This window comes from Rhodococcus xishaensis, assembly GCF_004011825.1.
GTDB classification, from domain to species: domain Bacteria; phylum Actinomycetota; class Actinomycetes; order Mycobacteriales; family Mycobacteriaceae; genus Prescottella; species Prescottella xishaensis.
Window position 1 is genome coordinate 508,021 of sequence record NZ_RKLO01000003.1, and the last position, 22,975, is coordinate 530,995.

Genomic DNA, 22,975 nt, shown 5'->3' on the forward strand with positions numbered 1-22,975 from the left:
GGCAGGCACCCGGGGTGGGACATTCTGGGGCGCGCTGCTCCTATTGGCGGGGGGCGCGCATCTTCAACTCCACGCGAGCGACCGCGCGGAACAAGGGGAAGTCAATACCGCGCTGGGTGTCGACCATCGTGATCGGCCCGTCCACCCACCGGCCCGACCAAGCCGACCCGCGGAACTCGATCGCTCGGGCGCGGCCGACGAGTTGACCCGCCATCGCCGCGATATCCCAGGCGAGTTCTTCCGGATCGGTTGTGCCGCCCAGGATCTCGATCTTCGGTGCCCAGGCGTTGATCTGGACGAGGGGTTTACGGAGCATCGGATCGACACCGACATTGCCGGGAGCCGCGAGGGTCACGTAAGGCCCGCTGATCGGGTCCGGCACGTTCCGCGTCGAGATCGATGTGCCGGGAACCAGATCGGTGAACTCCGGTCTCGACAGCAGGAACTGCCGAACAGCGCCCGGCGCGAACGGGATCGACGTTGTCATCGACGAAGTCATCCGCTATCTCCTGCCTTTCGATCGCCGCCCGTCGTAGCGACCGTACTGACGCGCAGCGTCGGTCAGGGCCGCGTGGGCTGATGTCTCGCTGGTGCCGAATTCGTTGACCATTGCGTCCGGGTCGCCGTCGACGACGAACACCCGATCATGGTCCACTTCGACCGCGATCCCGTCCCGGTCGTCACCCGCGTGGACGAGGGCCGCGGCGCGCGCGCCCTCGGCGATCTGCTCGGCGATCTCCCGTCGCGCCTTGGCGGAGGCACGGCGGGCTTCACGGGCAGCGATGTCACGGAAGACCCGTGCCCGTGCCGGCACGGTCAGTCCTTCAGGGTGGCGGTCTTCGCACGGGCGATGCCACCACCCGCCGGGACCGCCCTGCCTGCCGTGGGCTTGTCCTGCTTGTGGTTCTGGTAGGCGCGGGATCCGCGTGCAGCCCAATGGTTGCGCCCGCCTTCGGTGTACTCGACGCCATCGTTGTCGTGGCCGGCTTTCCTAGCCATGTTGGTTACTCCTTCATGTCGGAAACCATCCGCACGTTTGCGGCGATATAGGCGGGACGACGAGAGCCACTGGCCATGCGCCGCTGCCTGGGTCGGCCCTGGATCCGGTAGATCGCCCCGTCGGCGTCCCGGAAAGCATCCTTCGATGTGGGCAACGGTTCGATGCCGGGATCGAGCAGCAGTACGTAGGAGCTGACGACGTGACCCGCGGTGAACTCGGTGTTGCCGACAGCCGAAGCCGGTGACAGTTGACGCTGCTGCAGCAGTCCCGTCCACGGAACCTCCGTCGGAGGGGAGGGAAACAAGTTGCCGGTCGACGGGTCTTGCACCGTTTCGTTCTCGACCAGCAGCGTCCACGCCTCTGGAAGCGGCTTCATCATCCGATCCTGATCGTGAACGCGTCCGACGAGGCCACATCTGTGCGATCGATCAACTCGTCGATCTCGTCGTCGGTGAAGTAGACCAGGGACGGGCTCGCCGCGGCCTCATAGTCCGTCGAGACCTCCGGATACTGCTGCCGCCGTACCCTGATCCCGGTCCGGAACGTATCCAAGGCGCGAATGACCGCGAACGCGGCCGTCCCGACCACCAGTTCCTTCGACAACTCCTGCGAGTCCACGCGCTCGTCCAGACGCGGCACCTTGTTGCGCAGTTTCGCTTGCGCGATGCCGATGAACCGCTGGATCTGGTCGGTCTCCGCGACGCTGTAGGTCTCCCCGGAGATCGCTTCGATGTCGTCGATCTCGACAAGCGGCAACAGTGCGCTCATTCCTGGTCTCCCTTCAGATCGACGCCTTCGCGAAGCTCCTCGGCCGCAGACGAGAGCATCGGATCTACAGACTCTTGCTCGAAGTACCTACGCTCACGGTCCTTTCGAGCTTCGTCCCAGCCGAGCTCATCCCACGAGCCCTCTCGAGAGAGGACCGGGGTGTTGCCGTTGAGTTTGACGATCGCGTCGGCCTCCTCGGCCTTCGTCGGGGTCGCCGGGTCGCGCCACTCGAACGCGATGGCCTTGCCGGCCTCCGGCCACTGCCCGGTCCGCACCCGCTCATACAGGGCGAGCACCCAGCCGAGCCCGACCCCGACCTCGTCGTTCTTCTCTTCGGCGTTCTCGATCAGCCGTGACTCGTCCGCGCGGATCGCACCCTCGGCGGCCGGGTTCGCGGTGTTCTGGCCGAAGTAGCGGAACGGCAGCCCGGTCACCGACGAGGCGAGCGTCGCATAGTGGTTCGTGGTGTCGTGGAAGTTCTTCAGATCCGAGGGGGTGAACTGGCCGACCTTCACCTTGTCCGGTGAGGCCTGGTTCGCCCAGATCGCTGTGTAGTAGGACTGCCACACGGGGATCGGGCTGCCGTCCTTGTCGACGAAGTCACCCCGGGACATGCCCAGAACCCACTTCTGTGGCACCGAATGGGTTTCCAGCGCAACCTGTAGGTTCGTCAGCGCGCGGGCGGCCGCATCCGTCAGCGGAATCAGGTCCTTGAGTTCGGACACGCCATCCCATCGGGCGAGGCGGCGACGGTTCAGGAACAGCACAACCGGAACCCGACCGAGACCGTGCTCGTCGACGCCGTTGTCTCCCCCGACTGTGTCGACCTCCCAGCCCTTGCGTCCCGCGACGACCTGAACAGTCTTGTCCGGCAAAAAAAGTGTGCCGACTCGGGTCCCGTCCTCGGTGTGGTACTGCCGGAACGCGGCATCCATCCGCCGACGGCGCTGGTCGATCAGACACGACATCTGGGTGGGCGATTCCACCGACATCAGCGGATGCTCATCGTCGTCCTCGTTGGCCCCCACGGTCATGAAGCAACGCCCGTACACCATCTTCTCGGTGTTCAGCAGCCGGATCTCCGAGGTGAGGTTGTTCGCATCGAACCCCTCCTGCAGCGCCGCGGCAGCCTCGAGTGCCTTCTTCTTCGACGACTGTCCGCGCATGATGATCGATTTCGGCTTCTGCCGCCGTGCCACCTCGGTGACGTAGGTGCGGGGCCAGTTCACCACCGTCTCGAATACTTGCAACTCGGGCGGGACCGCGATGCCGATGTGCTCGAGCCGCTGATCGCCCTCGAAATAGGCGTCGTTCAGCTTGTCGAGTGGGGCGCTCCGGCGCAGCTTCGCGCTCATCTGGGCGATCATGTCCCGCTCGTCGTCGGACAGGGCGGAACGCAACAGTGGAGCAGTCAACAGGTGCCCCTCCTTTTCAGAAGCAGAACATGCGGGTGTCGGAGTCTTCGATCCAGCCGGACTCTCGGGCGTCGGCAGCGGCCTCGTGGGCGAGGATCGATGCCATCGCCGGGTCGATCTTCTGGTGATCGGCCGGCTTGCCGAGGATGTACTTCTGTCCCGGCTTGGCGACCTTCCGGCAGTTCGCCATTGCCGTTGCGGTCAGCGGGCAGCCGTCCTGGCTGATGCGGCCCGTCGCCAGGTCCATCTCGAATCGTCTGATCGCGTCGTACATCGATCCGATCCGGTTCGTGGGCCACTCGAGCACGTGCTCGTCGCCGTGCCTGAGCGACCAGTCGCCGATTTCCGAGTACCAGTCTTGCGGATCGCAGTACATGCGAGCGACAGCGAACGTCGAGAAGAGCTCGTCGACGGCCGCGTCTACCTCCCCACGCGGGATCTGGCCACCCCACTCGGCAGGGTTCCAGATCGTCGGCCGTCGATCCGGCCCGTAGCGGGGCGTGAACTGTTGCCCGTCCAGGGTTTCGGCACGAATCACGGTCCAGTCGTTGTTCTCCGACCCGTCGAACCCGAGGCAAACTCTGGTGCCCGGGTCGGGGCTAGGAAGCCAGATCGGCGGCATAGCGGTCCTCCCACAACCCATCCCGCAGCCACGAACCTCGCCCGTAGACCAGGCGGTTTCCGAAGAAGCGTTCGGCCTGCGCGGGATCGGTCTCGTTCAGCTCCGTCGCCTCGGCCTCGATCGAATCGAGGTTCACCCAAGGGGATCCGTCGTAGACGTACTCGAGGATCTTGCGCCGGTCTCGCTTGCTGCCCCACGACAGGCCCTTCGGGGGAATCCGAAAGAACTTGAAGATGTCCGGGGCTTGCGACTCCCAGGTCCGCTGTGCAGTCGAGTTCTCGGAAGGGTCCCACGCATTCGTGGTTTCGATCGTGCGTCCATTCATACCTGCGGCACCGCGGCGCTGCGTTTCGGCGACAGCCACCATCTTGTTCCCTTTGGTGTACAGCCCCGACTCGTCCTGCAACGCCCACGAGATCGGGTTACCGAGACGGCCTCGCGCACTCGAGGTGACGGCGTCGATCCGATCGAAATCGTCACCACCGGTTTCGCCGGCGACGCGAATGAACCCCTCGCGAGGGAACAACAGATCCGACAGCGGACCGAGCTTGATCATCGCCGTCAGCGGCCGGTACACGTTGCCGACCTGGTCCTCGTTGTTCGCCGTCAACTGGATCACCGGCGACGCATGACGCATCCCCATGGGCTCACCCGGCTGATACTCGTATTCCCAACCGCAGCCGCAACTCCAGTCCGAGCACGCGTACCCGTCACCAGAGTCGGCCCAACCGTAGAACTGCGAGGGCCCCACCGCCTCTAGGCAGGCCATCGACGCAGCCCACGGGCCTTTGCCCGTCTTCTGCGGAGCCACGATCTGCGCTCGCCGATACACGAACGCCTGGTTGAACAATGGCTCCGGGGAACCGGACTCGCCGATCTGCCACCGCACACCTGGGCGGACTTGGTAGTACTTAGCGGCACACCAGAACTGCCAGTCCGACCACACGAACTCCGCGCCGCGCCGGTAGCCGTCGGGGATACGGCAATGCTGCCGAACCCAGGCGTCACCGATGTCTCCGAGGGTGGGAAAATCGACAACGAACCCATCAGCTGCCGCCATCGGACACCGCCCGAAGCCTACGTGCCGGAGCCGACTTCGAAGGCTGCACCGGCTTCTCCGCGCGCTTCGACGTGACCTCGTCGGCTGCGATCTGCCAACCGTTCTCCCGCAGACCAGCCGGGGTCAGACCGATCTGGTCAGCGAGGCGATGCAGCGCGGTGACATCGGCAGCTGTCGCCTCAGGGATCTCGGCGAGTACCTTCCGCCGCACCCACATCGCGATCGTCTCCCACCGCCACGGCTCCCTGATCCACTGCGCGGCCTGCGGGTACGTCCACACCTTCCGCCACACAGCGCGCTCCCGGGTCGAGCCCTTCGGGAACGGCCACGCCGGTGGCTTCCCGGCGTACCCCTCGCTTGGCAGATCGGTGAAACTCAGCCCCCGCAGATCCGATCGGCCCGAGTTCGGGTCAGCCTGCGGACCGGAACGATTGCGCGAACCTCCACGCGCCATTTCCATCACTCCTCGAACAGCGTTACGCCACCGCAGACAGGCCCTCGGCAATGCGCCGGCAGCGTGGATCTTCGGAGGTTCTGAACCCTCCGCGCGGTCTTCCGCCCTCCCCGAACTGCGGGAGTCAGAATCGGTCGGCCTGACGGGAGTTGCACGGCCGACAGACCACAGTGAGCGGACCACGCGGGTCGCCTCCGCGAGCGATCGGTACCACGTGGTTAGCGGTCAAGTCCGCGGCGGCGTGAGGTGGCCGGCCGACGCCTGGGCACCAGTTGCCGTGCTGGGCGACATGGTCACGGACGGCACGTGCCCGGCGTTGCCGTTCTTGCCAGTCGCGGGTGGTCTTGGTAGGGGTAGTGGCGTGTTGGTGTCTGTCGTGTTCGCGTCTGTGGTCTCCGCACAGGGAGTCGCCCTGGATGGCTGGGCATCCGGGTATCCGGCAGACGCGCTTGCCTGAGCGCGGCATCAATCTTCCCTGGCTCTGCGCATCCAAGTCCGGGGCTTGGCTTCCTGCCTGTCGGTGTCTGCTGGCTGCGCGCAGTGGATGTGGAGTTCGCCGATGTGGAAGGGCGCAGCTAAGTCGCTGCCGGGCTGGTTGCCCAAGATTGCGCTACCGATGCGGATGAGGACGTGACCGGTAATGCCGGTGATCGCGTCGACGGGATTCACGGCGCCTCCTCGGCGGTCGGTTGTTGCGGGCGATGTGGCTTCGATCAACGGCCGATACTCGGGTTCGCATTCGACACCGAATGCGCGAAAGCCCTCGAGTGTGCAGCCTCACTTGTGCCGGAACCAGGTCGATACCTGACAGGGTCTACCGACTACGGTATGCGCATGATGAAACGTGTTGTAGTTCTTGTGGCAGCAGGCGTGGTTGCCACCGCGTGCGGGAGCCCGTCCACCGAAGACTCAGCGACTGTCGCGGCATCCTCGTCGACCAGCCCCACCTCGACAGTCGCAGCACCGACAACGACGGTCAGCCCCGAAGAAGCGTTGTACTCGGAGTACTCCAGCGCACTTACTGAGGCCGGAATCGACTTCCTGCCTGGTTCCGGTCCAGGCGGGGATATGTACGGAGACACGCTCACGTGCGATCAGCTGCGCTCCGGGGAACTGGACGCATACGACCTCGCAACCAGATTTGGGGTCCTCAAACAGACCGAAAGCGGTCGCCACATCACCACTATGGTCCCAATCCTGTGTCCAGATCAGCAGCCGATCGTGGACCAGGCCATGGCCGGTGACGTTCAGCAAACGACGTTCCGCGGCGGAAAGCACCTCATCGGCAACGGACTGGAGATCTCGCCGTTGGGGGGCTATTACCTGTCGCCTGGCACCTACCAAACGGAAAAGCCTGTCTCAGACTGCTACTGGGAGCGCTCCGACGCCAACGGTAACATCATCGACAACAACTTCGTCACCCTCGCGCCGTCAGTGACGGTCACGATCGCACCAACCGACAGCGGATTCACCTCAGATGGCTGTGGCACTTGGAAGTTGGTCGAGTAAGAACACGTACTGTTGGCTTGGCTCCGCCCCACGGCACGCTCGCCAGGCCAATGGGTTGTGTTGCCTTGGGACGGAAGTCGGGCGCCCGCCGATGGGGGGAGGTGTCGGCGGGCGCTGTCCCCTGGGCGCTGGCGTGCTGCTCACAGGGGCCGGGACGGGCCGCGATGGCGGCAGGCCGCGCGCACTTAGGGGCTGCAGCGGGCTGGGATGTCCCGGAAGAACAAGGATGGTCCGGATACAGCAAAGGCGCGATGTTGTGGATACAACTCTCGCGCCTGCTGGGCGTCAGCCTACCACATACTGCTCCCGTCCCAGGTCGTGACGAAGCGGTGTGCCGTTGGCGTCCAAGATATCCCCGAACCTATAGAGCCAGTCGCCGTTGTTGTTCTTGCGGATCCGACCCTTCCTTGTTTCGCCGAGATAGGCGACGCGCCGTTTCGACAGCGGGATTCCCGCATCCGATGCGGTTCGGGCACACTGCGCCGAAGTTAGCTCGAGGGCTTCAAGTTCCGGGATGAGATTGGGGTCGATGTGGCGGACCGATCTGTCGTTGGTGAAATCGCAAGCTCTTCTACATTCGCGCATGGCGTACTCGATTTCATCGTGAGCCTCCTCGCATCCCTCGGTCATGGCGAGGCTGGTGACGTGATCGGCCAGCCACCGCGCAACACCTGTCGTGGCAGCCGACCCGGTGTACACCTGCGCTCGTGACTCGCACGCGTGCCGTGCCCATGCTGTGAGGGTCGAGTTCAGCAGTTCGTGTGCTTCTGATGCTGCGAGATTCATCGGGAGCGGTTGTACGTCGCTGTGGGTGCCGATCCGGGCTCCACAGCGAGCGGTCTTGTCTTGACGAGTGAGGGTGATCGCCAGATCCTCTACGAGCGATGGGATCTCGCGCAACAGGGATGTCAGCGCCTGCATGTCAGCGCGGGTGATGAAGAACTGGTTGCTCATCGGATCCTCCGGTGGCAGGAGTTGTGGCCGTGGTTATCGGTGGTTGTCGGTGTCGACAGGGTCGCCGTGCCCGGCGGCGCGGAGTAGGTCGGTGAATGCGCTCAGCTCCATGACTGCGAGCCGGATCGGAGGCCTACCCCCGCTCCCCCGGACTTTGTGGGTCAGGAAGGCGATCAAGGCTCCCGAGTGGGCTCTCTGGTTCGCGAGCTGGGCCACCCACTCCCGCCAGCGTGGCTGTTGAACGTTCTTGACCTGAACGACGACACCGGGCGCGAGGCCGGTGGTTCGGGTGACGAAGATGTCGCCCTGATCTTCCATGCGGCCAGGCCGGGTGCGTTCGGCGTGCGGGAAGCCGTTGGCACGCAGGACCGCGAGAACCTCACGCTCTTCCTGGTCACCCTTGCGCTTGTTCGCGTTAGCCATCGCGGACCCCCGACTGCTCGAGCATTGCCCGCACCTCACCCGGGCTGACTGGCAGTGCACGCCGTTGAGCGATCCGCTCCCGGAACTCCGCCTCCTGCTCCGCCGTCAACTCGAACGGCTTGCGGCGGCCGGCCTTGACCGCACGCACCCACCTGTGCGCCTCGGGTGGCCGCCAGCCCATGTCCTGGAGGATGTGGCAGGCTTCGTCCATTGCCTCGCGGTCCTGCTTCGACAGCCCCTGCAGAGCTTCGACGTACGCGAGGCGGGCGTGCTTGATGATCGCCGCCGGTAGTGGCTTGAACCCGTCCTCGCAGACACGGTAGGCCCGGGACACCCCGGCCAGCAGGTCATCCCGTGAGAGACCCGAGTCGGCGAATACATCCGCCCATGCGAGCACGGTGGAGTCGCCACCGTTCGGAAACCAGGGATCGTTCGCGGCGCACTTCGCCAGCACCAGGGCTGCGGTGCGTTTGTCGTCATCGGTGATCATGCGAGCTCCTTCGGTGCGGTCGTGAGGCGATCGCCGATGTCGAGGTAGCCCCGGACCTTCTCGTCAGCGCGGGAGACGGGCGAGTGTTGCGGGGTGCGGGACGGCAGCGGCTCGTCGAGCCACCCGTCACCGTTCAGCCAGCCCTCGGCGTACTTGGTGAACTGCTCCAGTCGGTTCGGGTCTCGGGCGTACCGGAGCGCGCCTTCGATGATCGTGCCGACCTCGGCGCGCTTGGTCGCGGCCGCGAACGCCTTGACGGCCTTGCGTCGGTCCCTACGCCGCGGGTATGCCGCCCAGAACTCATCGAAGCGGGGCGGGTCGGAGTCGCGCGACGGAGTTGCGCAAGTCTTCTCTTCCCCTGTTCCCCTGTTCCCCTGTTCCCCTGTTCCAGCGACTGAATCCCGCCGAGGCCTCGTGGGATTTCCGCGAGCCTCCGCCGAATCCTGATGTTCGTCCTGGTAGAGCCATGTTTCGGCCTCGTCGGGTCCGGGATGCTTGCCCTTCGAGCGACGATCGAACTTCTGGTGTTTCTCCCACGAGGGGATCGCGTAGTAGGGGCGCCCCGCGACGGTGTAGAACTTCACGCCGAACACTCGATGGATTTCCACGAGCATTCGGCGAACATCCGCGAGCATGATGTGTTCGTCGTTCGGGAATGCAAACCCCAACAGCTCCCGGGCGTTCGCGGTCCCGACCCCGTTGTCGTCAGCCCAGTTCCACATCGCCATGTAGAGCAGGCGTGCCCACGGATCTTCGGGCAAGTTGGGGGACGACCAGAACTCTGGCTTGATCGATCGAATCCGCACAGACACACCTCCTTCCTTCTCGTGTTCGGTCGGGCACCAGCACCCACTCATCGGGCACCGGCGACCGCTCGTGTCTTGGTGCTGCCAAGCACGCCTACCGGTACTGACAGGCACGTGCCGCCAGCAGACGGGGCAGCGGATCACCACAGGCTCAGCTCTCCTGTCCTGTTCGGCCGGGGTGGCAGTCACACGAGCTGCGGCAGCACCTCTTCGAAAACGAGCGTGACGTCGGCGCCGTTGTCCCCGAACCGTAGGGTGAATCCGTCACACGGGCGGCTGCGCGGCTCGGCGCGGACATCGGAGGTCACGTCGCCCATTGCGCCACCATCCACTCCATCAGGGTGGTGATCCTGGCACGCTCGAGCACCGGGTCTTCGAGTACCAGAACCGGTGCCGTGAAGGTCAATTCGCTCACGTTGCCTCCTCTCCTGTCGGAACTGCGACCTTTGTCAGAACGGCACTTCGTCAGTAGACGTTGTGGCGCCCCACGGGTCATCGGTACTCGTACGTTGACTGCTATCCGCTCGCCCGCCACCGCGGGTGACCTTGCTCGGCTTCGCCGTCGCGTACCGTAACGACGGCCCGATCTCGTCGACCTCGAGCTCGTTCACCGTGCGCTTTTCTCCATCGCGGGACTCATACGAACGCTGCCTGAGGCGTCCACTCACGATCACTCGCGAGCCGCGGGTCAAGCTCTCGGTGACGTTCTCCGCCGCCTCACGCCACACGCTGCAGCGCAGAAACAGCGCGTCCCCGTCCGTCCACTCGTTGGCCTGACGGTTGAACATGCGCGGGGTCGAGGCGACAGTGAACGTCGCGACCGCCGCGCCTGACTGGGTGAACCGCAACTCCGGATCAGCCACCAGATTCCCGATGATCGTCAGCACAGTTTCATTCGCCATTCTTGGAACCTCTTCTCAGAAAACGTCTTTGCACTTCGAACACCCCGAACACAGCAGAGCGTGCCGTTCATCGAGAATGTCCGGGTCGTAGCTGTTGAATCCGTACAGGTCATAGGTGCTGGTCAAAACGGCACCTCCTGGTCGTGGATGCCGCCGAAGTCGTCGAGTAGCACCAGCCGATGTCGCCGCACGACCGGAACGTTCGCGGGATGCGACTCGTGCAGCGACACCAACAGGCCCGCGGTGCGGGCCGCGTCCCGCTGCGACTCGATCAACCGGTGACACGGACTACAGATCGCGATCCCGTTCCCCGCCCGGTTCACCGCCGGCGCCTTGCTTCCACCGGCACCGCGGGGTCGGCGGTGGTGAATCTCCTCGACGCGGCCGTTGCAGGTGCCAGCCCACATCGCCTCGCACCGCCCACCAGCACGGGCCTCGATCAACTCCCGCACCATCTTCGGGAACCTCGCGCTCACTACTCGCCCCGTCCAGCCACCGCGTACATCGACCGGACCGACGCACCGACCGACTGCCACGCCCGTAGCTCCGCCTCGAGCGCTCGAGCCTGCCGATCGGCGTACCGGTATGCAGCCTCCGCGAGGTCTCTCCCTTCCCGCTCCTCCACGGTTGCGAGCTCGGCGACATACTTGCGCTCGTGCGCGGCGCCACCGGCCTCGAGGTACGCCTTCGCGTACGCCTGGTCGTAGCCGCGATCGGCGTCAAGGAACGCCGAGTAGGTGTTCGAGCAGACGGTGACACCCTTCGCGATCCTGTTGGCACACTCCCCGATCGCCCTTTCGATCGACACTGGATCGAACGTCATCGCTGCCCCCTGTACTGCTCGGCCAGCGCCTTGATTGCATCGACGTCGGCCGAGTCACGCAGCTCGACTCCGTGATCCTGTCGGAACTGCGCCACAGCGTCCTTCGGGTCGATCCCCTTGGACCGAAGGGTCTCGAGCAGCGCGGCGCGGGCCTCATCCGCCGGTGACAGCGTCTGCCCTTGGGCTTCCGCCGCCTCGTGTAGATCGCCCTTGTGCCACAACTCGAGCGCGGCACCGAATCGCATTCCCGCGTTGCGGAGCGCGTCTCCGATCGCTTCCTTGATCGCGTTTCCGCCAGACTTGCCGTCAGCGTCTCCGTAGCCGAGGCGAGACACACCACAGATCGTGAGCCGAATCCACAAGCCGCCGTTGCGGTCGAACACCGGCAGCCCGTCGGCGCCGATCGCCAGCGGCTCCCATGACCACTCCGGATCGACCTCGAGGAATCGATCAGTGAGGGCCGCGTGGCCGACGTAGTCCAGGTGCAGGGCGGGGAGACCGTGCCAGCCGCCGCACTCCCGGCACCTTCCCTTCTCTGCATTCTTCTGGAGGGGCTTGGGTAGCTGGTTGACCTGATGGTCCGGGAACGGTTCACGAAGTTTCTTCAATCCTTCGAGGTTCGTCACTGTGCGCCGCCTTCGATGGCAAGCACCCGAACGTCCCCACCCGATAACACCGCCCGAACCCGTTCAACCGCAGCCTGTTCAGTGCGCGCCGATACCACACCCGCCGGAACCGTCACCGTCACACCCGGTACCGTGTGCCTCGGCAGCAGCGCATCCTTGATCGCCTGCTCCCGAACCCACGCCGGAAATACCTGACGTACCGTGAACAGATCCTCATGTCCCGAGTCGGCGAGGACCGCGCAAATCTCCCCGACGTCGCCCAGCTCGACTGTGACGGTGGCTTCGTCGCCGTACTTGGCCGTCAGATAGTCAGCGAAGGCGGCCTCATCCGTGACCGTCGCCTTCGGTTTCGGATCCGTCAGGTTGACGCTGCCCAACTTGGCGTCACCGTCACGCGCAGTCAGGCGGTCACCCTTCGCCATTCGCTGCGCCAACTCGTGCCGGACCCGCTTCTGCGCGTCCAGGACCGTGTCAGCCAGCGCCTTCAACATTACCGCCTGGTATGCCAGGTCGGCATCCGCGAACACTTGTATCTCGCTCATCGCGTCTCCTCGAGAGTGGTCTTCGGAGTGATCGGCACGTACCGGGCCTGCACCTCGGCCAGCGTCGGCAACATCAGTCGTCCTTCGGGTCGTCGAGAAGGCTGGCAATCTGCCGCAGCTGCCCACCGGAAAGCTCGATTGCCAGCTCGGTCCGGTCATCGGCCAGATGCAGACGCACAACCCGGTCGGTGCGGGGCCAACCAGCGGGCGTCCCGAACGCGGAGAGTCGAGTGTGCCCGTCGCGGATCTCGATCACACGATCACCACTGGCAACTCGACAGCTTCGACACCACATGGGGTTTCGCCGTGCCACAGATGCCCCTGGCGGACGCCCACGGTGAACGTGCGCCCCAGCGAACCCAACTCACGGAACCGGGTGCCCTCCGGCAGATTCCAGACCTCGGTCCCATCCACCAACACACGAGTCGATGCGCTCACGACGCCACCTCCCGTCCATCGGGGAGTCCGAGCATCTGCAACAGCATCCGCGCATCATCGACGTCAAGAGCGTTGCGCCACACGGTCCGGGTAGCGGCTTCAGCCATCACCGGGGGCGTGTCGGGTACGAACCCCAATTCGGCGTCGGATTCGATGTTCACAGTCCGGCCTCCTCGGCCCATGCCGCGGTCGCCGCGGCGTCGGTCATATCTCGCTGTGCCCGATCGCGCCGGATACGTTTGGCGCGGAATTCCTGCGGGTCGATGCGCTGTGCCGGCAAACACACCTGCCCGCACGCGGCGTACCTGGTAGCACCACAGTGACTGCAGTCCCACAACATCATTCGGTGGCCTCCAGTTGTTGATCTCGGTGCTGCTCGAACGCGCGATCCCAGGCTTCGTCGTCGCGGTCCCACAGCAGGCAGGGGTCGTCGATGGCCGGATCGAACGGGGCTCGGTCGCAGGCGCCGCTCATGAGAGCCGTAGCCAGACGATCAAGCCGACGCCGACCGTTGCGGTGAAGAGGATCATCGAGATCCACACCACGACAATCCAAGTCACTTCGTCGAGTTCGTCGACCGCGTCGAACTGGCCGTAGCCATCAACAGCCCGGCTGCAGTCCAAGCAGCTCTCGAATGGGCCGACACTGTCGGTACGGACAACGGTGCGAGTGTGCATGCAGATGTCGGAAGCCAGCTCACCTCGGTCCACGATCGGGGTCATGCTGCCACCTCTTCGAAGTCGTCCCACGACGGCAGCGGCAGCTCGGCCGCGAGACGCACGAAGATCGGTGTCCGGGAAGGCGGTATCCCCGCATCCGGTCGGAGGCCGGGTTGATTGCGTTTGAAGAGCTTCATGTCAGGCTCCAAGAGGGTGTAGTCGTCTGCGCGACAACCCGTCCAGGGGTTTCGCGTCGGATGGTACGAATGCCAGCGGTAGCGGGGAGTGCGCAGCCGGACTGCGAGCAGGAACGCAGCAGAGCGCCCACCACCGCCTGGAACTAGTTGGTTTCGGGTGGCAATTGCTTCCCCAAGGCCCGCGCCTCGCAGTGGGTCAACATCGACATGAGCAGCGTGCTGCCAAGCGACAGGCTGACGCACACTCCGTCGTGGTGACGTGGCAAGACGTGTCGTGGCGCCTCGGCCCGTGCCGCGCCCGTTGGGAAGTGGCTCATGACGATGCGACCGTCCGATACCTTGCAGCCTCGGGGCGGATCGTTCTCGCACGCTGAGAGGCCACCCACTCCTCCACCAGTCGCTCCTCCAGGAGGAGCGGCGAGTTGTGCGATGGCCCGTTCTTCCACATCAGCGAGTAGAGTTCGTGTCCGTCGACGCGCAGGTGGCGGATACGGTCAGCTGAGTGCCCGGTGCGGGCGCTGACCTGATGGATGTTCAGAACGACGTCGCTCATGCCACATCCCCATCTGCTGTTCGCCCGCGCGGGGTGACCCTCAACGTGCAGTGATTGCGCGACCCCCACGTGTGGTTCATGACTGTCTCGCGGGCATTGACGTGTGGCCCGAACTCCGAGTACTGGTCGCACATCCGGGTCCCGCGCTCGGCGTGCCGGGCGAAGACCCGTCTCTGCTCGAGCGGGAGCGCACGTAGCTCCTCCTCGTTCATTCCGAAGGTTTTCTTGGCCTCACTGACCAGACGGCTGCCGGCCGACGAAGTGCGGTAGCTGTCGGCGAGTACGGCCCGGCCGCGAGAATCGATGACCGGAGCCAGACTCCGGGCATCGGAGTCGATACGCTCAGCGACCTCGTGAGGGATTCCGAACCGGAGAATCAAGCACAGATCAACGAGGACGAACCACGGTTCCCTGTCGATGTTGATGACCCGGACCTGCGCGTCCTCGTGGTGGAACGGCTCAAGCTGTGTCGTATGATCTGTCACGTCTGCCTCCTTCAGTGGGTGTTGGTCGGTTGGACTTGGGCCGCCAGTTGCGCCAACAACTGGCGGTCTTTTCATGCGTCCGATTGCACGTGTGCAGCAATGAACTCCGCGATCTGGGCGTCGGATACCCCGCAGTGCGCGCGCATCATTCCGACCTCCTCCCGACGTGGGAGAAGACGCGAAGTGCTGGGGGTACGAGCGAGCCCGCCTCGATGCGAAGCTCGTTGGCGATAGCGACCAGTTCAGGCAACTTGAACGGCGGCTTGCCCTTGAAGCGGCCGAAGAGCGCCTTCTCAGACATGCCGATGGCAGCGCACAGGCTTTCCCAACTGTGGGTAGACGCGGCTACAGCAGCCGTGACCGTCTTCTCAACGTGGCGGATCCAGTCGGTATCAAGATCTGGAGGATTCGGAGTAACCATACGGTGGACGATAGTCACCAAACGGTAACCTCGCAACAAAACCGGTACAGAAATTTGCGAATGGGAATAGTAACCAATCGGTTGTCAGTAGTAACCAATCGGCGATACGATGCGCGACTATGGACACATTCGACGATGATCAGCGCGTGAGGCAGATCGTTGGCGCAGAGTTGAGGGCAGCGCGGGCCCGCGTGGGGATCTCACAGAAGGAACTTGCATCGCGGACGTCGATGTCACATGCGACGATCATGCGATTCGAGAACGCCGAACGTTCCATCGACATCCTCCAGCTGCTGAAGATCTGCTCGGCCCTAGGTGCCGATGCCGGCCAAATCCTTGACCTCGCTCAACAGCAGGTCCAGGAGCTCTGACGCCCGAACCCCCCGCTCGGTCGCTTCTGCGACAAGTCGCTCCACCGGCATACCTAGATGATCAGCAGACCCTTCTTCGCGCAACGCAAACACATCCCCACACTTGACTCCAACGCCGGCCAGCGATCCGCTGGTCGGCGTTGCTGTATTCAGACAGCGTTCTTTCGTACGGGAAGCAGGAACGAAGGGTGCCCGATCGACTCTCGGCGGCCGCTGCCGTACAGATTCCACGAGCACTCCTCTCAATCCTCATGCCCGGTCTGGTTGAACAACCAAACAACCGAACGTTCGGTTCGTGACCCTCCGACGACGCCCTCTCGACGTAAGGGATACTTCCGTGAGCCGAGCAACACCTCGACCGTCTCCACGAGCGTAAAGAAGAAACCGAGGGTTATGCGAGTTCAAAGGACGTACAAATTTGTACACCTCGAATGTATTGACTTCTTGGTGTGGATCCGCTAGAACCCCACACGACAGGATCTGTCATCCAAGCACTCCGAACCAAACGAGGCGTCACCCAACGCGAACTCGCAGTCCTCGCCGTACTCTCGCCCCACACCATCCAGTCACTCGAGTTGAACAGGCGCCCCCCCAAAGAGGAAGTGGTCGACGCCATCGTGGAGGCGCTGAGGCTGGATATAGGCGAGGAGAACTACCTTCGCGTCCTCTCGAAACTCCCGCGGCGTCCGATGTCGACACTGGCAACGATCTCGGATCGGCACGCCCTTGCCGTGCTCAGCAGTTCACTGACGATCACGTATGCCACGAGGGCAGTCGAGGAACTATTGCCCGGCTTCGGCGAAGACCAGAACTTCGTCATCTGGGTCTTCGAGCGCGACGAGTCCAGGCAGGTGTTCGGAGAGTCGTGGGCGGCCGTGGCGACTCTCGCAGTCGACCTGATGCGCTGGCAAATCGCCGCCACGCACGAACGCAAAGGACGACGCTGGGCACACACGCTCCTCAACCGCATGAGCGGCAACGACGCCTTCCGTTCTCGATGGGAACGCGACAACTTCAGCGATCCGATGCGAGCACTGCGAACCACGATCACCCGCCCCGACGGAGGGCGGACGAGTATGACCATGCTCGTCCTCGATCTAGCGAGCGGACAGACTGCACTGGGATGGCTGCCCTGACAACCGAGTTCGCACTACGCTGACGCCAAGCCCCCGTCAGCCCAGAGTGGGACTGAGCCGAATCATGTGATTCTCGAAGGAGTCTGATGGCACGTCCGCCGATGCGCATAGGAACCTGGGGAAGCATCACCCGCGTCGAGGTCTCAGCCGGCCACTGGTATGCCGACTGCAGGGTTCGCGACATGGATGGCGTCACCCGACGCGCCCGGCGCTACACGCCCCCGGGGGTCGCCGACAAGAAGGGCGCAGCCGCCGAACGTGAGCTCATCACCCACCTCACTGAACGCGTGCGTGTCGGCGCGAGCGACGAGATCACCACAGAGACGACCATCGCGCAGCTCTGGGTTCACTATCGAGCTGAGCTTGTCGACCTCGGCCGCGCACCGCGCACACTCCAGCGCTACGACGAGGTGGCGTCGTTCATTCGCGACGGCCTAGGCGGCGTCCGACTGCGCGAGATCACCACGCAGCGGATCGATGCGTTTCTGCGGACAATCGAGGGAACTCGAGGTCCGGGCAACGCGAAGACGACACGCTCTGTCCTCTCGGGGATGCTGTCATCCGCCGTGCGCCTCGGCGCGATTCAAACCAACCTCACCCGCGACGCCAGGGCGACGACCACGCGGCACGAGAAGAATGAGAAGGTCACCCTCACGCCGGAGAGGCTTGCCCAACTCCTCGCCGAAATTCGATCCTCGACCATCCCGTGCCCTGGCAGCGGAACCAACAAGTACCACACACCGACCGTTGCGGAGTACTGCGCGAAGGCCGACTTGGCCGACCTCGTGACGATGTTCGCCGCCACAGGTGTCCGGATGTCCGAACTGCTCGGGATGCAATGGACCGGAGTGGACTTCCACGCACAGACCATCACGATCGACGGGAAGGTTGTTCGTGTGCCAGGCGAGGGATTGCAGCGCATGGCGGGAACCGCCGACCCCAAGTCGCGCCGGCGCGTTCTAGCACTCCCCCACTTCGCCTTGACGATGCTCCGCGCGCGCAAGATGGCGATGCCCCCCAACGAACACGATGCGATCTTCCCGAGTCGCACTGGGACACTGCGCGATCCAGATGTGATCAACGGACAGTGGCGACGGGTGCGCAATGCGCTCGGTCTTTACGGGGTCACCGGTCACACATTCCGTCGTACGGTCGCGTCGATCATCGACGAGCAGAAGCTGTCGCCGCGAGTGGCTGCTGACCAACTCGGACACGCCCGCCCGTCGATGACTCAGGACGTCTACATGGCGCGCGGGAGAGTGCGCGCCGAGGTGGCGTCAGCTCTTGACCGGGCAGTTTCCGGAGGCATTGGCGGAGAGTAAGTGGAGAGTTCGCACACCAATCACCTGCCTGCAGGGCTTCTACCAGCGGTAATGCATTGATTGCCCTACGACAGCCGGTGTCGCAGGTTCGAATCCTGCCAGGGGCACACAAACTCTTCAACATCCCATGTCGGTTTCAGTTGCCGCGACGCAGTTCGCATCGAACGCCGTGGCTTCCAGCGGCCCGGTGTTCGAACCGCCCTTGGAAACCGGGATGACGTGGTCGGCGCTGGCACTCATTGGATTCGGGTAGTGCAGCTCGGGGTCGATCCATTGACCGCACGGTGGGCACACGTCCGTGGTGCGCAGTATTCGGTCGCGGTTGCGGCAATAGGTGCGGTGTCCGGTGCGGCTCATCGCTTCAGCCGTGCCCGACCGCTCGGCTTCGGTTCGCTACCGGGTTCGTCGTCGGTGATGTGGATGTGGATGTCGCTGCTCGGCTGCTGGCTGGGTGCCTGTGCGTCGATGCTGTCGGCGATGCGCCGCAGGACGCCAGCGGTGATGGATGTGATTGCGTCGATCGGGTTCACAGCGCCTCCTCAACGCGAGTACTGGGGTTCGCACAACGTCGATGGCGTGACTTCCCTCGAGATGGTCGTCTTCGGTGTTAACTTCACTCACGCTCCGGGGGGCTTCCTCACATTATCGAGTCGCCACCGGTGCATGCCGCCATACAGAGAACGAGCGAAAGAGGACTCCTTGATCAAGTCAGTACGTTCCGCCGCCGCGGCTGCGTTGGCCGCCCCGCTCCTGGCCGCCGTGATCGCCGCGCCGGCCAACGCCGCACCCGAGGACGTCACCGCCACCGCCGAGGTCCAGGGCAGCGACGTCGAATTCATCATCACCAACAACAGCGGCGACACCGACGGCGGCATCACCGGCGACGGCTGGCACCTCCTCCCAGACTGGGTCAAACTTGTCTTCGCAGCCATCAACGCTGGCAGCGGCGTCCTCGGTAGTTCCTAAGCGCCCGCTCCTGGCCCGGCACCATCACGGTGTCGGGCCAGAAGCATGTTCGGGCACGCTGTCCGGTCGTTCGCCATGCACCTCGGCTTCCCGCGTGTGCTACCGCCAGCTGTTCCAAGGTACGCGGTCGACGTCGATTCCACGGAATCCCTCTAGATGTGCGACCTCGATTGTGCCGGAACCGGATCAGCGCTGATGGGGTCTGTCGAATACTGTTGGCGCATGATGAAACGTGTTCTAGTTTTGGCCGCTGTAGGTGTGCTGGCTACCGCGTGCGGGAGCGGGTCGACCGAAGACTCAGCGAACGTCGCGGCATCGTTGTCGACCAGCCCCACCTCGACAACCCCGGCGCCGACAACGGCGGTCAGCCCCGAACAAGCGCTGTACTCGGAGTACTCGAGCGCACTTACCGCGGCCGGAATCGACTTCCGGCCTGGCTCCGACGGCACGATGTACTGGGACAAACTCACCTGCGAAGAGTTGCGCTCCGGGGAGCTGGACCCATATGACTTCGCAACCAGATACGGTGTCTACCGTCCGACCGACGCCAACGAGGGCCGCCGGAGCATCCTGATGGTCCCAATCCTGTGTCCAGATCAGCAACCGATCGTGGACCAAGCCATAGCCGGTGACGTTCGGGAAACGACGTTCCGCGGCGGCAAGCGGCTCATCGGCAACGGGCTAGAGCTATCGCCGTTGGGGGGCTATTACCTGTCGCCTGGCACCTACCAAACGGAAAAGCCTGTCACGGATTGCTACTGGGAGCGCTCCGACGCCAACGGCAACATCATCGACAACAACTTCGTCACCCTCGCGCCGTCAGTGACGGTCACAATCGCACCAACCGACAGTGGATTCACCTCCAAGGGCTGTGGTATTTGGAAGTTGGTGGAGTAGGAACCCGCATCCACCGGCCCAAACGTAACTGTTCGTTCCTGTCGGATCGGGTCCGCCCCACGGCACGCTCGCCAGGCCAATGGGTTGTGTTGCCATGGAAACCAGCGTCGCGCACCGCGTTCGGTATGAGGAGGTATCCGCCGGGGGGTCTGGCCGGCCATCGGCACCTCCCTGGCTGATCGCACGGGTGCCCGAAATGGCTTTGTTAACGCCGCCTGTCGAGTGGTCGATAGCCTTCCATAGGGTTGCCAATTCACCACAGCCCTACCGGGTCTCGGTCCGGTCCACATTAGGGAGGGATTCTCACAATGGGTTTCATTCGGAAGGCGATGGCCGTCATCACTGTCACGTCAGGACTCATCGCTGGCGGATCTGGTATCGCCCAGGCTGCGTCGGTCGAGCCCAGCGTCCAGGCGGTATCCGCTATGACGTCGCCGACCGCAACGATCGCCGACACCGGCGCAGACACCGGCTCCCTCGAACACGTCGTAGGCTCCGTGATGCTCCCCTTCGTGTACCCATTCTTCTGGGTGGCGTGCGAGGCCGTTGCCGATACCGACAACCTTTCTTTGCAAGCGACGGGGCTCGATGAACTCTGCGCTAGCTTCGGCAGTTCCTAACCGCCCCTTCCTGGCCCGGCACCATGACGGTGTCGGGCCAGACGCATGTTCGGGCCCGGTGTTTCGTGTTGGTTTGGGTCCGTCCCACGGCACGCTCGTCAGGCCAATGGGTTGTATTGCCGCGGGAAGGAAGTCGGGCGCTCGCCGATCGGGGGAGTGTCGGCGGGCGCTTTCCCCTGGGCGCTGGCGTGCTGCTCACATGGGATACCGGGACGTGCCGCTATGGCGGTGTGCCGCGCGTACGGGGGGTGGGCTCAGCGGCGGGGTGTCCCGGCCGTCTGCACGTCGATGCTGTCGGCGATACGCGCAGGACGTGCGCCGCGATGGCGGTGATCGCGTCGATCGGCTTCACGGCACCTCCTTGGTGTAGCTTCCTTCACGCCGGGGGGGGATTCCTCACGTTCCTTCGAGATGCCACCGGTGCATGCCCGCATACGAAGAACGAGAGAAGGGAATTCCTTGATCAAGTCAGTACGTGCCGCTGCCACCGCAGCCTTGGCCGCTCCGTTCCTGGCCGTTGCGTTCGCTGCGCCGGCCAACGCGGCACCCGAAGACGTCACCCTCACCGCCGAGGTGCAGGGCAACGACCTCGAAGTCATCATTACCAACAACAGTGAGGGGCAGATCGACTGCGCCTGGATGGTCACACGTGAGGGCCTCCCGGCGACCTCGTCACTCACGTCCCACAAGTTAGACACTCTCGCGAGCTACGGCTTGGAAGTCGACCCCGGTGACGAGGTTCGCGACAGGTGGACCTTTGAAGATGGCAGCTACCTCACCGCATGGTATTGCTACTCTCTGGACACTCCCGAGACCTGGGGGACAGGGGATTGGATTTACGACGTCAAGACAGCCGAGCCTATCTCCTTCACCACCCCTGCTGCCACCGACGGCATCACCGGCGACGGCTGGCACCTCGCCCCCGATTGGCTCCTACCTGTCGTCGCAGCCATCAATGCGGGCAGCGGCCTCCTCGGCAGTTCTTAACCGCCCCTTCCTGGCCCGGCACCATCACGGTGTCGGGCCAGACGCATGTTCGGGCCCGGTGTTTCGTGATGGTTTGGGTCCGTCCCACGGCACAGTCGTTCGGTCGCCCCGTAGCTCGGCTTCCAGCGTGTGTTTCCGTCAGTTGTTGCGGGCGTTGTGGTTTCATCAACGGCAGATACTCGGGTCAGCATTCGACGCCGATTCCCCCGAAACCCTCGAGGTGAGCGGCCTCCAGTGCTAACTTCGTTCACGCTTGGGCGGGGATACATTCGCGCCCTTTCGAGTTACCCCCTAGGTGCACCACCACCCGCACACGGGCCTCCTATGCGGAGAACAAGAAAAGAGAACTCCTTGATCAAGTCAGTACGTACCGCCGCCGCAGCAGCTTTGGCCGCCCCGCTCCTGTCCGTCGCGTTCGCTGCGCCGGCCAACGCCGCACCCGAAGACGTCACCCTCTCGGTCGACGTCAGGGGTAACTTCGTTGAAGTCGCCATCTCCAACAACTCTCGAGATCTGATCAGCTGCGACTGGCAGGTCGTGACTGACGACGGCCGCACGCCCGGTTCAACCATTACCGGTTACATCCTCCCGGATGAGGAGTATCGCATCCAGCGGTACCTCAACGAGGGCAACTACGTAACCAGTTGGGGGTGCATGTCCTGGGACAGTCCGGAGGTTTGGGGCACGGAAGAGTTTCTTCACGACGACAAGACAGCCGAGCCGATCCGGTTCACCACCCCGGTTGGCCCATTCGGCAGCATCGACCTCGAAGCCGTCCTAGGGAACCTCGACTCCGTCAGCATCGACCTCGAAGGCGAGGGCTTCCTAGGGACCTTCGGGTCCGGCAGCCTCGAAGGCGTCCTGGGCTTCTCCTAACCGCCCCTTCCTGGCCCGGCACCATCACGGTGTCGGGCCAGAAGCATCTTCGGGCCCGCTTTTGTTCGTGTTGGTTTGGGCCCGCCCCGCGGCACGCTCGCCAGGCCATCGGGTTGTGTTGCCGTCGCTCAGTCCCGCGGGATCATCCGGCTCTTGCGAACACGCATGGGCGAAACATGTTCGGGGCGACGACGGCCGAGCTGCTGATCCGGGACATCGAAATCCGAGGCCGGACAGAATCCAGCGAAGATCGCGTTACGCCGATCGAGCTTGTGCTGACGGGAGCGTAGGGTCGCCGCTACCTCCTCCGCGAGTCGACGCGGTGCCCCCAGGGTGTGGTGAACGCGGACAAGTGAAGCACTCATCCGATAGCCCCGCCGTACCGGTTGCAGCTGGCTTCGGATCGCTGCCGTTTCGATTGTGTCCGTGCGTGGTTGGACTCACAGCTCAACGATCGGTTTTCACAGGCGGCGGCAGCGCGCCCCGGCAGCCACTGGAACAGGCGATCCCGCTCCCCAACACGTCGTGTCGATCCGGTCAGGTTGTCCGCATGCCCCGTATAGTCCGCACCGGCGTGGGAGACCACTCGGTTTCTATTTGCCCTGCGGGTGCTGCGCCCGCAGAGATGTCGTGCATATCCATCGCCTAGTCGA

At 64.1% G+C, this 22,975-nt stretch carries 40 protein-coding genes; 9 read left to right on the forward strand and 31 right to left on the reverse strand.

The annotated features are described in order from the left end of the window. Positions 1-40: 40 nt before the first annotated feature. The 10 genes from EGT50_RS09795 to EGT50_RS09845 form a co-directional block, all read right to left on the reverse strand. Positions 41-499, reverse strand: a complete 459-nt coding sequence (locus tag EGT50_RS09795) for a hypothetical protein (protein ID WP_235870663.1) — start codon at positions 497-499, stop codon at positions 41-43. Between the two features lie 3 nt (positions 500-502). Next, a complete protein-coding gene (locus tag EGT50_RS09800; protein ID WP_127953608.1) occupies positions 503-814 on the reverse strand; it encodes an HK97 gp10 family phage protein in 312 nt (103 codons plus the stop codon). A gap of 2 nt (positions 815-816) precedes the next feature. Beyond that, a complete protein-coding gene (locus tag EGT50_RS09805) occupies positions 817-999 on the reverse strand; it encodes a hypothetical protein (RefSeq protein WP_127953611.1) in 183 nt (60 codons plus the stop codon). A gap of 5 nt (positions 1,000-1,004) precedes the next feature. After that, complete coding sequence (locus EGT50_RS09810; protein WP_127953614.1) at positions 1,005-1,376, reverse strand: hypothetical protein; 372 nt, start codon at positions 1,374-1,376, stop codon at positions 1,005-1,007. Continuing rightward, the gene (locus EGT50_RS09815; RefSeq protein WP_127953618.1) at positions 1,376-1,768 is read right to left on the reverse strand and encodes a hypothetical protein; all 393 of its coding nucleotides are present in this window, start codon (positions 1,766-1,768) and stop codon (positions 1,376-1,378) included. The genes EGT50_RS09810 and EGT50_RS09815 overlap by 1 nt, the downstream gene beginning before the upstream one ends. Further along, a complete protein-coding gene (locus EGT50_RS09820; protein ID WP_235870664.1) occupies positions 1,765-3,183 on the reverse strand; it encodes a phage portal protein in 1,419 nt (472 codons plus the stop codon). The genes EGT50_RS09815 and EGT50_RS09820 overlap by 4 nt, the downstream gene beginning before the upstream one ends. Positions 3,184-3,199: 16 nt before the next feature. Then, a complete protein-coding gene (locus tag EGT50_RS09825; protein ID WP_235870665.1) occupies positions 3,200-3,721 on the reverse strand; it encodes a phage terminase family protein in 522 nt (173 codons plus the stop codon). Between the two features lie 61 nt (positions 3,722-3,782). Next, positions 3,783-4,865 carry a terminase gene (locus tag EGT50_RS09830; RefSeq protein WP_127953625.1) on the reverse strand — a complete coding sequence of 361 codons (1,083 nt, stop codon included), beginning with the start codon at positions 4,863-4,865 and terminating at the stop codon, positions 3,783-3,785. Then, positions 4,852-5,319 carry a hypothetical protein gene (locus EGT50_RS09835; protein WP_127953628.1) on the reverse strand — a complete coding sequence of 156 codons (468 nt, stop codon included), beginning with the start codon at positions 5,317-5,319 and terminating at the stop codon, positions 4,852-4,854. The genes EGT50_RS09830 and EGT50_RS09835 overlap by 14 nt, the downstream gene beginning before the upstream one ends. Before the next feature lie 465 nt (positions 5,320-5,784). Next, complete coding sequence (locus EGT50_RS09845) at positions 5,785-5,988, reverse strand: hypothetical protein (RefSeq protein WP_127953634.1); 204 nt, start codon at positions 5,986-5,988, stop codon at positions 5,785-5,787. A 165-nt stretch (positions 5,989-6,153) separates the two neighbouring features. On the opposite strand from EGT50_RS09845, the gene EGT50_RS09850 reads away from it, so the two are divergent. Then, positions 6,154-6,828 carry a hypothetical protein gene (locus tag EGT50_RS09850; RefSeq protein WP_127953637.1) on the forward strand — a complete coding sequence of 225 codons (675 nt, stop codon included), beginning with the start codon at positions 6,154-6,156 and terminating at the stop codon, positions 6,826-6,828. Positions 6,829-7,113: 285 nt separating this feature from the next. Here EGT50_RS09850 and EGT50_RS09855 read toward each other — a convergent pair whose 3' ends face one another. The 19 genes from EGT50_RS09855 to EGT50_RS09925 all read right to left on the reverse strand — a co-directional run bounded on the left by EGT50_RS09855 (position 7,114) and on the right by EGT50_RS09925 (position 15,147). Continuing rightward, entirely contained in the window at positions 7,114-7,782 is a 669-nt protein-coding gene (locus EGT50_RS09855; RefSeq protein ID WP_127953641.1) for a hypothetical protein, read from the reverse strand. 33 nt (positions 7,783-7,815) lie between these two features. After that, positions 7,816-8,205: a hypothetical protein gene (locus EGT50_RS09860; RefSeq protein ID WP_127953645.1), complete on the reverse strand. Its 390-nt coding sequence runs from the start codon at positions 8,203-8,205 to the stop codon at positions 7,816-7,818. Continuing rightward, complete coding sequence (locus EGT50_RS09865; protein ID WP_127953648.1) at positions 8,198-8,695, reverse strand: hypothetical protein; 498 nt, start codon at positions 8,693-8,695, stop codon at positions 8,198-8,200. Before EGT50_RS09865 ends, EGT50_RS09860 begins: the two co-directional genes overlap by 8 nt. Beyond that, on the reverse strand, positions 8,692-9,501 hold the full coding sequence (locus EGT50_RS09870) for a hypothetical protein (protein WP_127953652.1): 810 nt from the start codon (positions 9,499-9,501) through the stop codon (positions 8,692-8,694). The genes EGT50_RS09865 and EGT50_RS09870 overlap by 4 nt, the downstream gene beginning before the upstream one ends. A gap of 185 nt (positions 9,502-9,686) precedes the next feature. Next, complete coding sequence (locus EGT50_RS17330) at positions 9,687-9,818, reverse strand: hypothetical protein (RefSeq protein ID WP_268960669.1); 132 nt, start codon at positions 9,816-9,818, stop codon at positions 9,687-9,689. Between the two features lie 132 nt (positions 9,819-9,950). Then, positions 9,951-10,403 carry a single-stranded DNA-binding protein gene (locus EGT50_RS09875; protein WP_127953655.1) on the reverse strand — a complete coding sequence of 151 codons (453 nt, stop codon included), beginning with the start codon at positions 10,401-10,403 and terminating at the stop codon, positions 9,951-9,953. 122 nt (positions 10,404-10,525) lie between these two features. Beyond that, positions 10,526-10,879 carry an HNH endonuclease gene (locus tag EGT50_RS09880; protein ID WP_235870666.1) on the reverse strand — a complete coding sequence of 118 codons (354 nt, stop codon included), beginning with the start codon at positions 10,877-10,879 and terminating at the stop codon, positions 10,526-10,528. After that, entirely contained in the window at positions 10,879-11,226 is a 348-nt protein-coding gene (locus EGT50_RS09885) for a hypothetical protein (RefSeq protein WP_127953658.1), read from the reverse strand. The genes EGT50_RS09880 and EGT50_RS09885 overlap by 1 nt, the downstream gene beginning before the upstream one ends. Next, a complete protein-coding gene (locus EGT50_RS09890; RefSeq protein WP_127953661.1) occupies positions 11,223-11,852 on the reverse strand; it encodes a hypothetical protein in 630 nt (209 codons plus the stop codon). Before EGT50_RS09890 ends, EGT50_RS09885 begins: the two co-directional genes overlap by 4 nt. Beyond that, positions 11,849-12,394 carry a hypothetical protein gene (locus tag EGT50_RS09895; protein ID WP_127953664.1) on the reverse strand — a complete coding sequence of 182 codons (546 nt, stop codon included), beginning with the start codon at positions 12,392-12,394 and terminating at the stop codon, positions 11,849-11,851. Before EGT50_RS09895 ends, EGT50_RS09890 begins: the two co-directional genes overlap by 4 nt. 73 nt (positions 12,395-12,467) lie before the next feature. Further along, positions 12,468-12,650 (reverse strand): hypothetical protein, encoded by a 183-nt coding sequence (locus tag EGT50_RS09900; protein ID WP_127953668.1) that lies wholly within the window; start codon positions 12,648-12,650, stop codon positions 12,468-12,470. Then, entirely contained in the window at positions 12,647-12,832 is a 186-nt protein-coding gene (locus EGT50_RS09905) for a hypothetical protein (RefSeq protein ID WP_127953671.1), read from the reverse strand. Before EGT50_RS09905 ends, EGT50_RS09900 begins: the two co-directional genes overlap by 4 nt. After that, a complete protein-coding gene (locus EGT50_RS17015; protein WP_164873375.1) occupies positions 12,829-12,993 on the reverse strand; it encodes a hypothetical protein in 165 nt (54 codons plus the stop codon). Before EGT50_RS17015 ends, EGT50_RS09905 begins: the two co-directional genes overlap by 4 nt. Next, positions 12,990-13,112: a hypothetical protein gene (locus EGT50_RS17335; protein ID WP_268960670.1), complete on the reverse strand. Its 123-nt coding sequence runs from the start codon at positions 13,110-13,112 to the stop codon at positions 12,990-12,992. Before EGT50_RS17335 ends, EGT50_RS17015 begins: the two co-directional genes overlap by 4 nt. 190 nt (positions 13,113-13,302) lie before the next feature. Further along, positions 13,303-13,554: a hypothetical protein gene (locus tag EGT50_RS09910; protein ID WP_127953675.1), complete on the reverse strand. Its 252-nt coding sequence runs from the start codon at positions 13,552-13,554 to the stop codon at positions 13,303-13,305. Then, complete coding sequence (locus tag EGT50_RS17020; protein WP_164873376.1) at positions 13,551-13,688, reverse strand: hypothetical protein; 138 nt, start codon at positions 13,686-13,688, stop codon at positions 13,551-13,553. Before EGT50_RS17020 ends, EGT50_RS09910 begins: the two co-directional genes overlap by 4 nt. A 313-nt stretch (positions 13,689-14,001) precedes the next feature. Continuing rightward, positions 14,002-14,241 carry a hypothetical protein gene (locus EGT50_RS09915; RefSeq protein WP_127953678.1) on the reverse strand — a complete coding sequence of 80 codons (240 nt, stop codon included), beginning with the start codon at positions 14,239-14,241 and terminating at the stop codon, positions 14,002-14,004. After that, positions 14,238-14,726, reverse strand: coding sequence for a BRO-N domain-containing protein (locus tag EGT50_RS09920; protein WP_127953681.1), 489 nt, complete (start codon positions 14,724-14,726; stop codon positions 14,238-14,240). Before EGT50_RS09920 ends, EGT50_RS09915 begins: the two co-directional genes overlap by 4 nt. Before the next feature lie 145 nt (positions 14,727-14,871). Continuing rightward, positions 14,872-15,147: a hypothetical protein gene (locus tag EGT50_RS09925; RefSeq protein WP_127953684.1), complete on the reverse strand. Its 276-nt coding sequence runs from the start codon at positions 15,145-15,147 to the stop codon at positions 14,872-14,874. A 146-nt stretch (positions 15,148-15,293) separates the two neighbouring features. On the opposite strand from EGT50_RS09925, the gene EGT50_RS09930 reads away from it, so the two are divergent. From EGT50_RS09930 to EGT50_RS09940, 3 genes are all read left to right on the forward strand, one after another. Beyond that, a complete protein-coding gene (locus EGT50_RS09930) occupies positions 15,294-15,518 on the forward strand; it encodes a helix-turn-helix domain-containing protein (RefSeq protein WP_164873378.1) in 225 nt (74 codons plus the stop codon). A gap of 449 nt (positions 15,519-15,967) precedes the next feature. Next, positions 15,968-16,654, forward strand: coding sequence for a helix-turn-helix domain-containing protein (locus EGT50_RS09935; RefSeq protein ID WP_127953689.1), 687 nt, complete (start codon positions 15,968-15,970; stop codon positions 16,652-16,654). Between the two features lie 86 nt (positions 16,655-16,740). Then, entirely contained in the window at positions 16,741-17,976 is a 1,236-nt protein-coding gene (locus EGT50_RS09940; RefSeq protein ID WP_127953691.1) for a site-specific integrase, read from the forward strand. Positions 17,977-18,093: 117 nt separating this feature from the next. On the opposite strand, the gene EGT50_RS09945 is transcribed toward EGT50_RS09940, so the two are convergent. Next, positions 18,094-18,333, reverse strand: coding sequence for a hypothetical protein (locus EGT50_RS09945; RefSeq protein ID WP_127953693.1), 240 nt, complete (start codon positions 18,331-18,333; stop codon positions 18,094-18,096). After that, the gene (locus EGT50_RS17025; protein ID WP_164873379.1) at positions 18,330-18,506 is read right to left on the reverse strand and encodes a hypothetical protein; all 177 of its coding nucleotides are present in this window, start codon (positions 18,504-18,506) and stop codon (positions 18,330-18,332) included. Before EGT50_RS17025 ends, EGT50_RS09945 begins: the two co-directional genes overlap by 4 nt. A gap of 169 nt (positions 18,507-18,675) precedes the next feature. Between EGT50_RS17025 and EGT50_RS09950 the strand changes: the two genes are divergently transcribed. The 5 genes from EGT50_RS09950 (at position 18,676) to EGT50_RS09970 (ending at position 22,322) form a co-directional block, all read left to right on the forward strand. Further along, positions 18,676-18,942: a hypothetical protein gene (locus EGT50_RS09950; protein WP_127953696.1), complete on the forward strand. Its 267-nt coding sequence runs from the start codon at positions 18,676-18,678 to the stop codon at positions 18,940-18,942. 222 nt (positions 18,943-19,164) lie between these two features. Then, entirely contained in the window at positions 19,165-19,839 is a 675-nt protein-coding gene (locus tag EGT50_RS09955; RefSeq protein ID WP_127953700.1) for a hypothetical protein, read from the forward strand. Between the two features lie 308 nt (positions 19,840-20,147). Continuing rightward, entirely contained in the window at positions 20,148-20,459 is a 312-nt protein-coding gene (locus tag EGT50_RS09960) for a hypothetical protein (RefSeq protein ID WP_127953703.1), read from the forward strand. 459 nt (positions 20,460-20,918) lie between these two features. After that, positions 20,919-21,446: a hypothetical protein gene (locus EGT50_RS09965; protein ID WP_127953706.1), complete on the forward strand. Its 528-nt coding sequence runs from the start codon at positions 20,919-20,921 to the stop codon at positions 21,444-21,446. A 351-nt stretch (positions 21,447-21,797) separates the two neighbouring features. Beyond that, the gene (locus EGT50_RS09970) at positions 21,798-22,322 is read left to right on the forward strand and encodes a hypothetical protein (RefSeq protein ID WP_127953708.1); all 525 of its coding nucleotides are present in this window, start codon (positions 21,798-21,800) and stop codon (positions 22,320-22,322) included. Positions 22,323-22,975 lie beyond the last annotated feature (653 nt).

Excerpts from the sequence above, each read along its gene's own strand:
- EGT50_RS09835 (WP_127953628.1), bottom strand. The coding sequence starts at position 5,319 with ATGGCGCGTGGAGGTTCGCGCAATCGTTCCGGTCCGCAGGCTGACCCG.
- EGT50_RS09940 (WP_127953691.1), top strand. The coding sequence starts at position 16,741 with ATGGCACGTCCGCCGATGCGCATAGGAACCTGGGGAAGCATCACCCGC.
- EGT50_RS09915 (WP_127953678.1), bottom strand. The coding sequence starts at position 14,241 with ATGAGCGACGTCGTTCTGAACATCCATCAGGTCAGCGCCCGCACCGGG.
- EGT50_RS09830 (WP_127953625.1), bottom strand. The coding sequence starts at position 4,865 with ATGGCGGCAGCTGATGGGTTCGTTGTCGATTTTCCCACCCTCGGAGAC.
- EGT50_RS09855 (WP_127953641.1), bottom strand. The coding sequence starts at position 7,782 with ATGAGCAACCAGTTCTTCATCACCCGCGCTGACATGCAGGCGCTGACA.
- EGT50_RS09925 (WP_127953684.1), bottom strand. The coding sequence starts at position 15,147 with ATGGTTACTCCGAATCCTCCAGATCTTGATACCGACTGGATCCGCCAC.
- EGT50_RS09815 (WP_127953618.1), bottom strand. The coding sequence starts at position 1,768 with ATGAGCGCACTGTTGCCGCTTGTCGAGATCGACGACATCGAAGCGATC.
- EGT50_RS09945 (WP_127953693.1), bottom strand. The coding sequence starts at position 18,333 with ATGAGCCGCACCGGACACCGCACCTATTGCCGCAACCGCGACCGAATA.
- EGT50_RS09865 (WP_127953648.1), bottom strand. The coding sequence starts at position 8,695 with ATGATCACCGATGACGACAAACGCACCGCAGCCCTGGTGCTGGCGAAG.
- EGT50_RS09895 (WP_127953664.1), bottom strand. The coding sequence starts at position 12,394 with ATGAGCGAGATACAAGTGTTCGCGGATGCCGACCTGGCATACCAGGCG.
- EGT50_RS09860 (WP_127953645.1), bottom strand. The coding sequence starts at position 8,205 with ATGGCTAACGCGAACAAGCGCAAGGGTGACCAGGAAGAGCGTGAGGTT.
- EGT50_RS09810 (WP_127953614.1), bottom strand. The coding sequence starts at position 1,376 with ATGAAGCCGCTTCCAGAGGCGTGGACGCTGCTGGTCGAGAACGAAACG.
- EGT50_RS09960 (WP_127953703.1), top strand. The coding sequence starts at position 20,148 with ATGGGTTTCATTCGGAAGGCGATGGCCGTCATCACTGTCACGTCAGGA.
- EGT50_RS09955 (WP_127953700.1), top strand. The coding sequence starts at position 19,165 with ATGATGAAACGTGTTCTAGTTTTGGCCGCTGTAGGTGTGCTGGCTACC.
- EGT50_RS09910 (WP_127953675.1), bottom strand. The coding sequence starts at position 13,554 with ATGACCCCGATCGTGGACCGAGGTGAGCTGGCTTCCGACATCTGCATG.
- EGT50_RS09850 (WP_127953637.1), top strand. The coding sequence starts at position 6,154 with ATGATGAAACGTGTTGTAGTTCTTGTGGCAGCAGGCGTGGTTGCCACC.
- EGT50_RS17330 (WP_268960669.1), bottom strand. The coding sequence starts at position 9,818 with ATGGGCGACGTGACCTCCGATGTCCGCGCCGAGCCGCGCAGCCGCCCG.
- EGT50_RS09875 (WP_127953655.1), bottom strand. The coding sequence starts at position 10,403 with ATGGCGAATGAAACTGTGCTGACGATCATCGGGAATCTGGTGGCTGAT.
- EGT50_RS09795 (WP_235870663.1), bottom strand. The coding sequence starts at position 499 with ATGACTTCGTCGATGACAACGTCGATCCCGTTCGCGCCGGGCGCTGTT.
- EGT50_RS09885 (WP_127953658.1), bottom strand. The coding sequence starts at position 11,226 with ATGACGTTCGATCCAGTGTCGATCGAAAGGGCGATCGGGGAGTGTGCC.
- EGT50_RS17020 (WP_164873376.1), bottom strand. The coding sequence starts at position 13,688 with ATGAAGCTCTTCAAACGCAATCAACCCGGCCTCCGACCGGATGCGGGG.
- EGT50_RS09805 (WP_127953611.1), bottom strand. The coding sequence starts at position 999 with ATGGCTAGGAAAGCCGGCCACGACAACGATGGCGTCGAGTACACCGAA.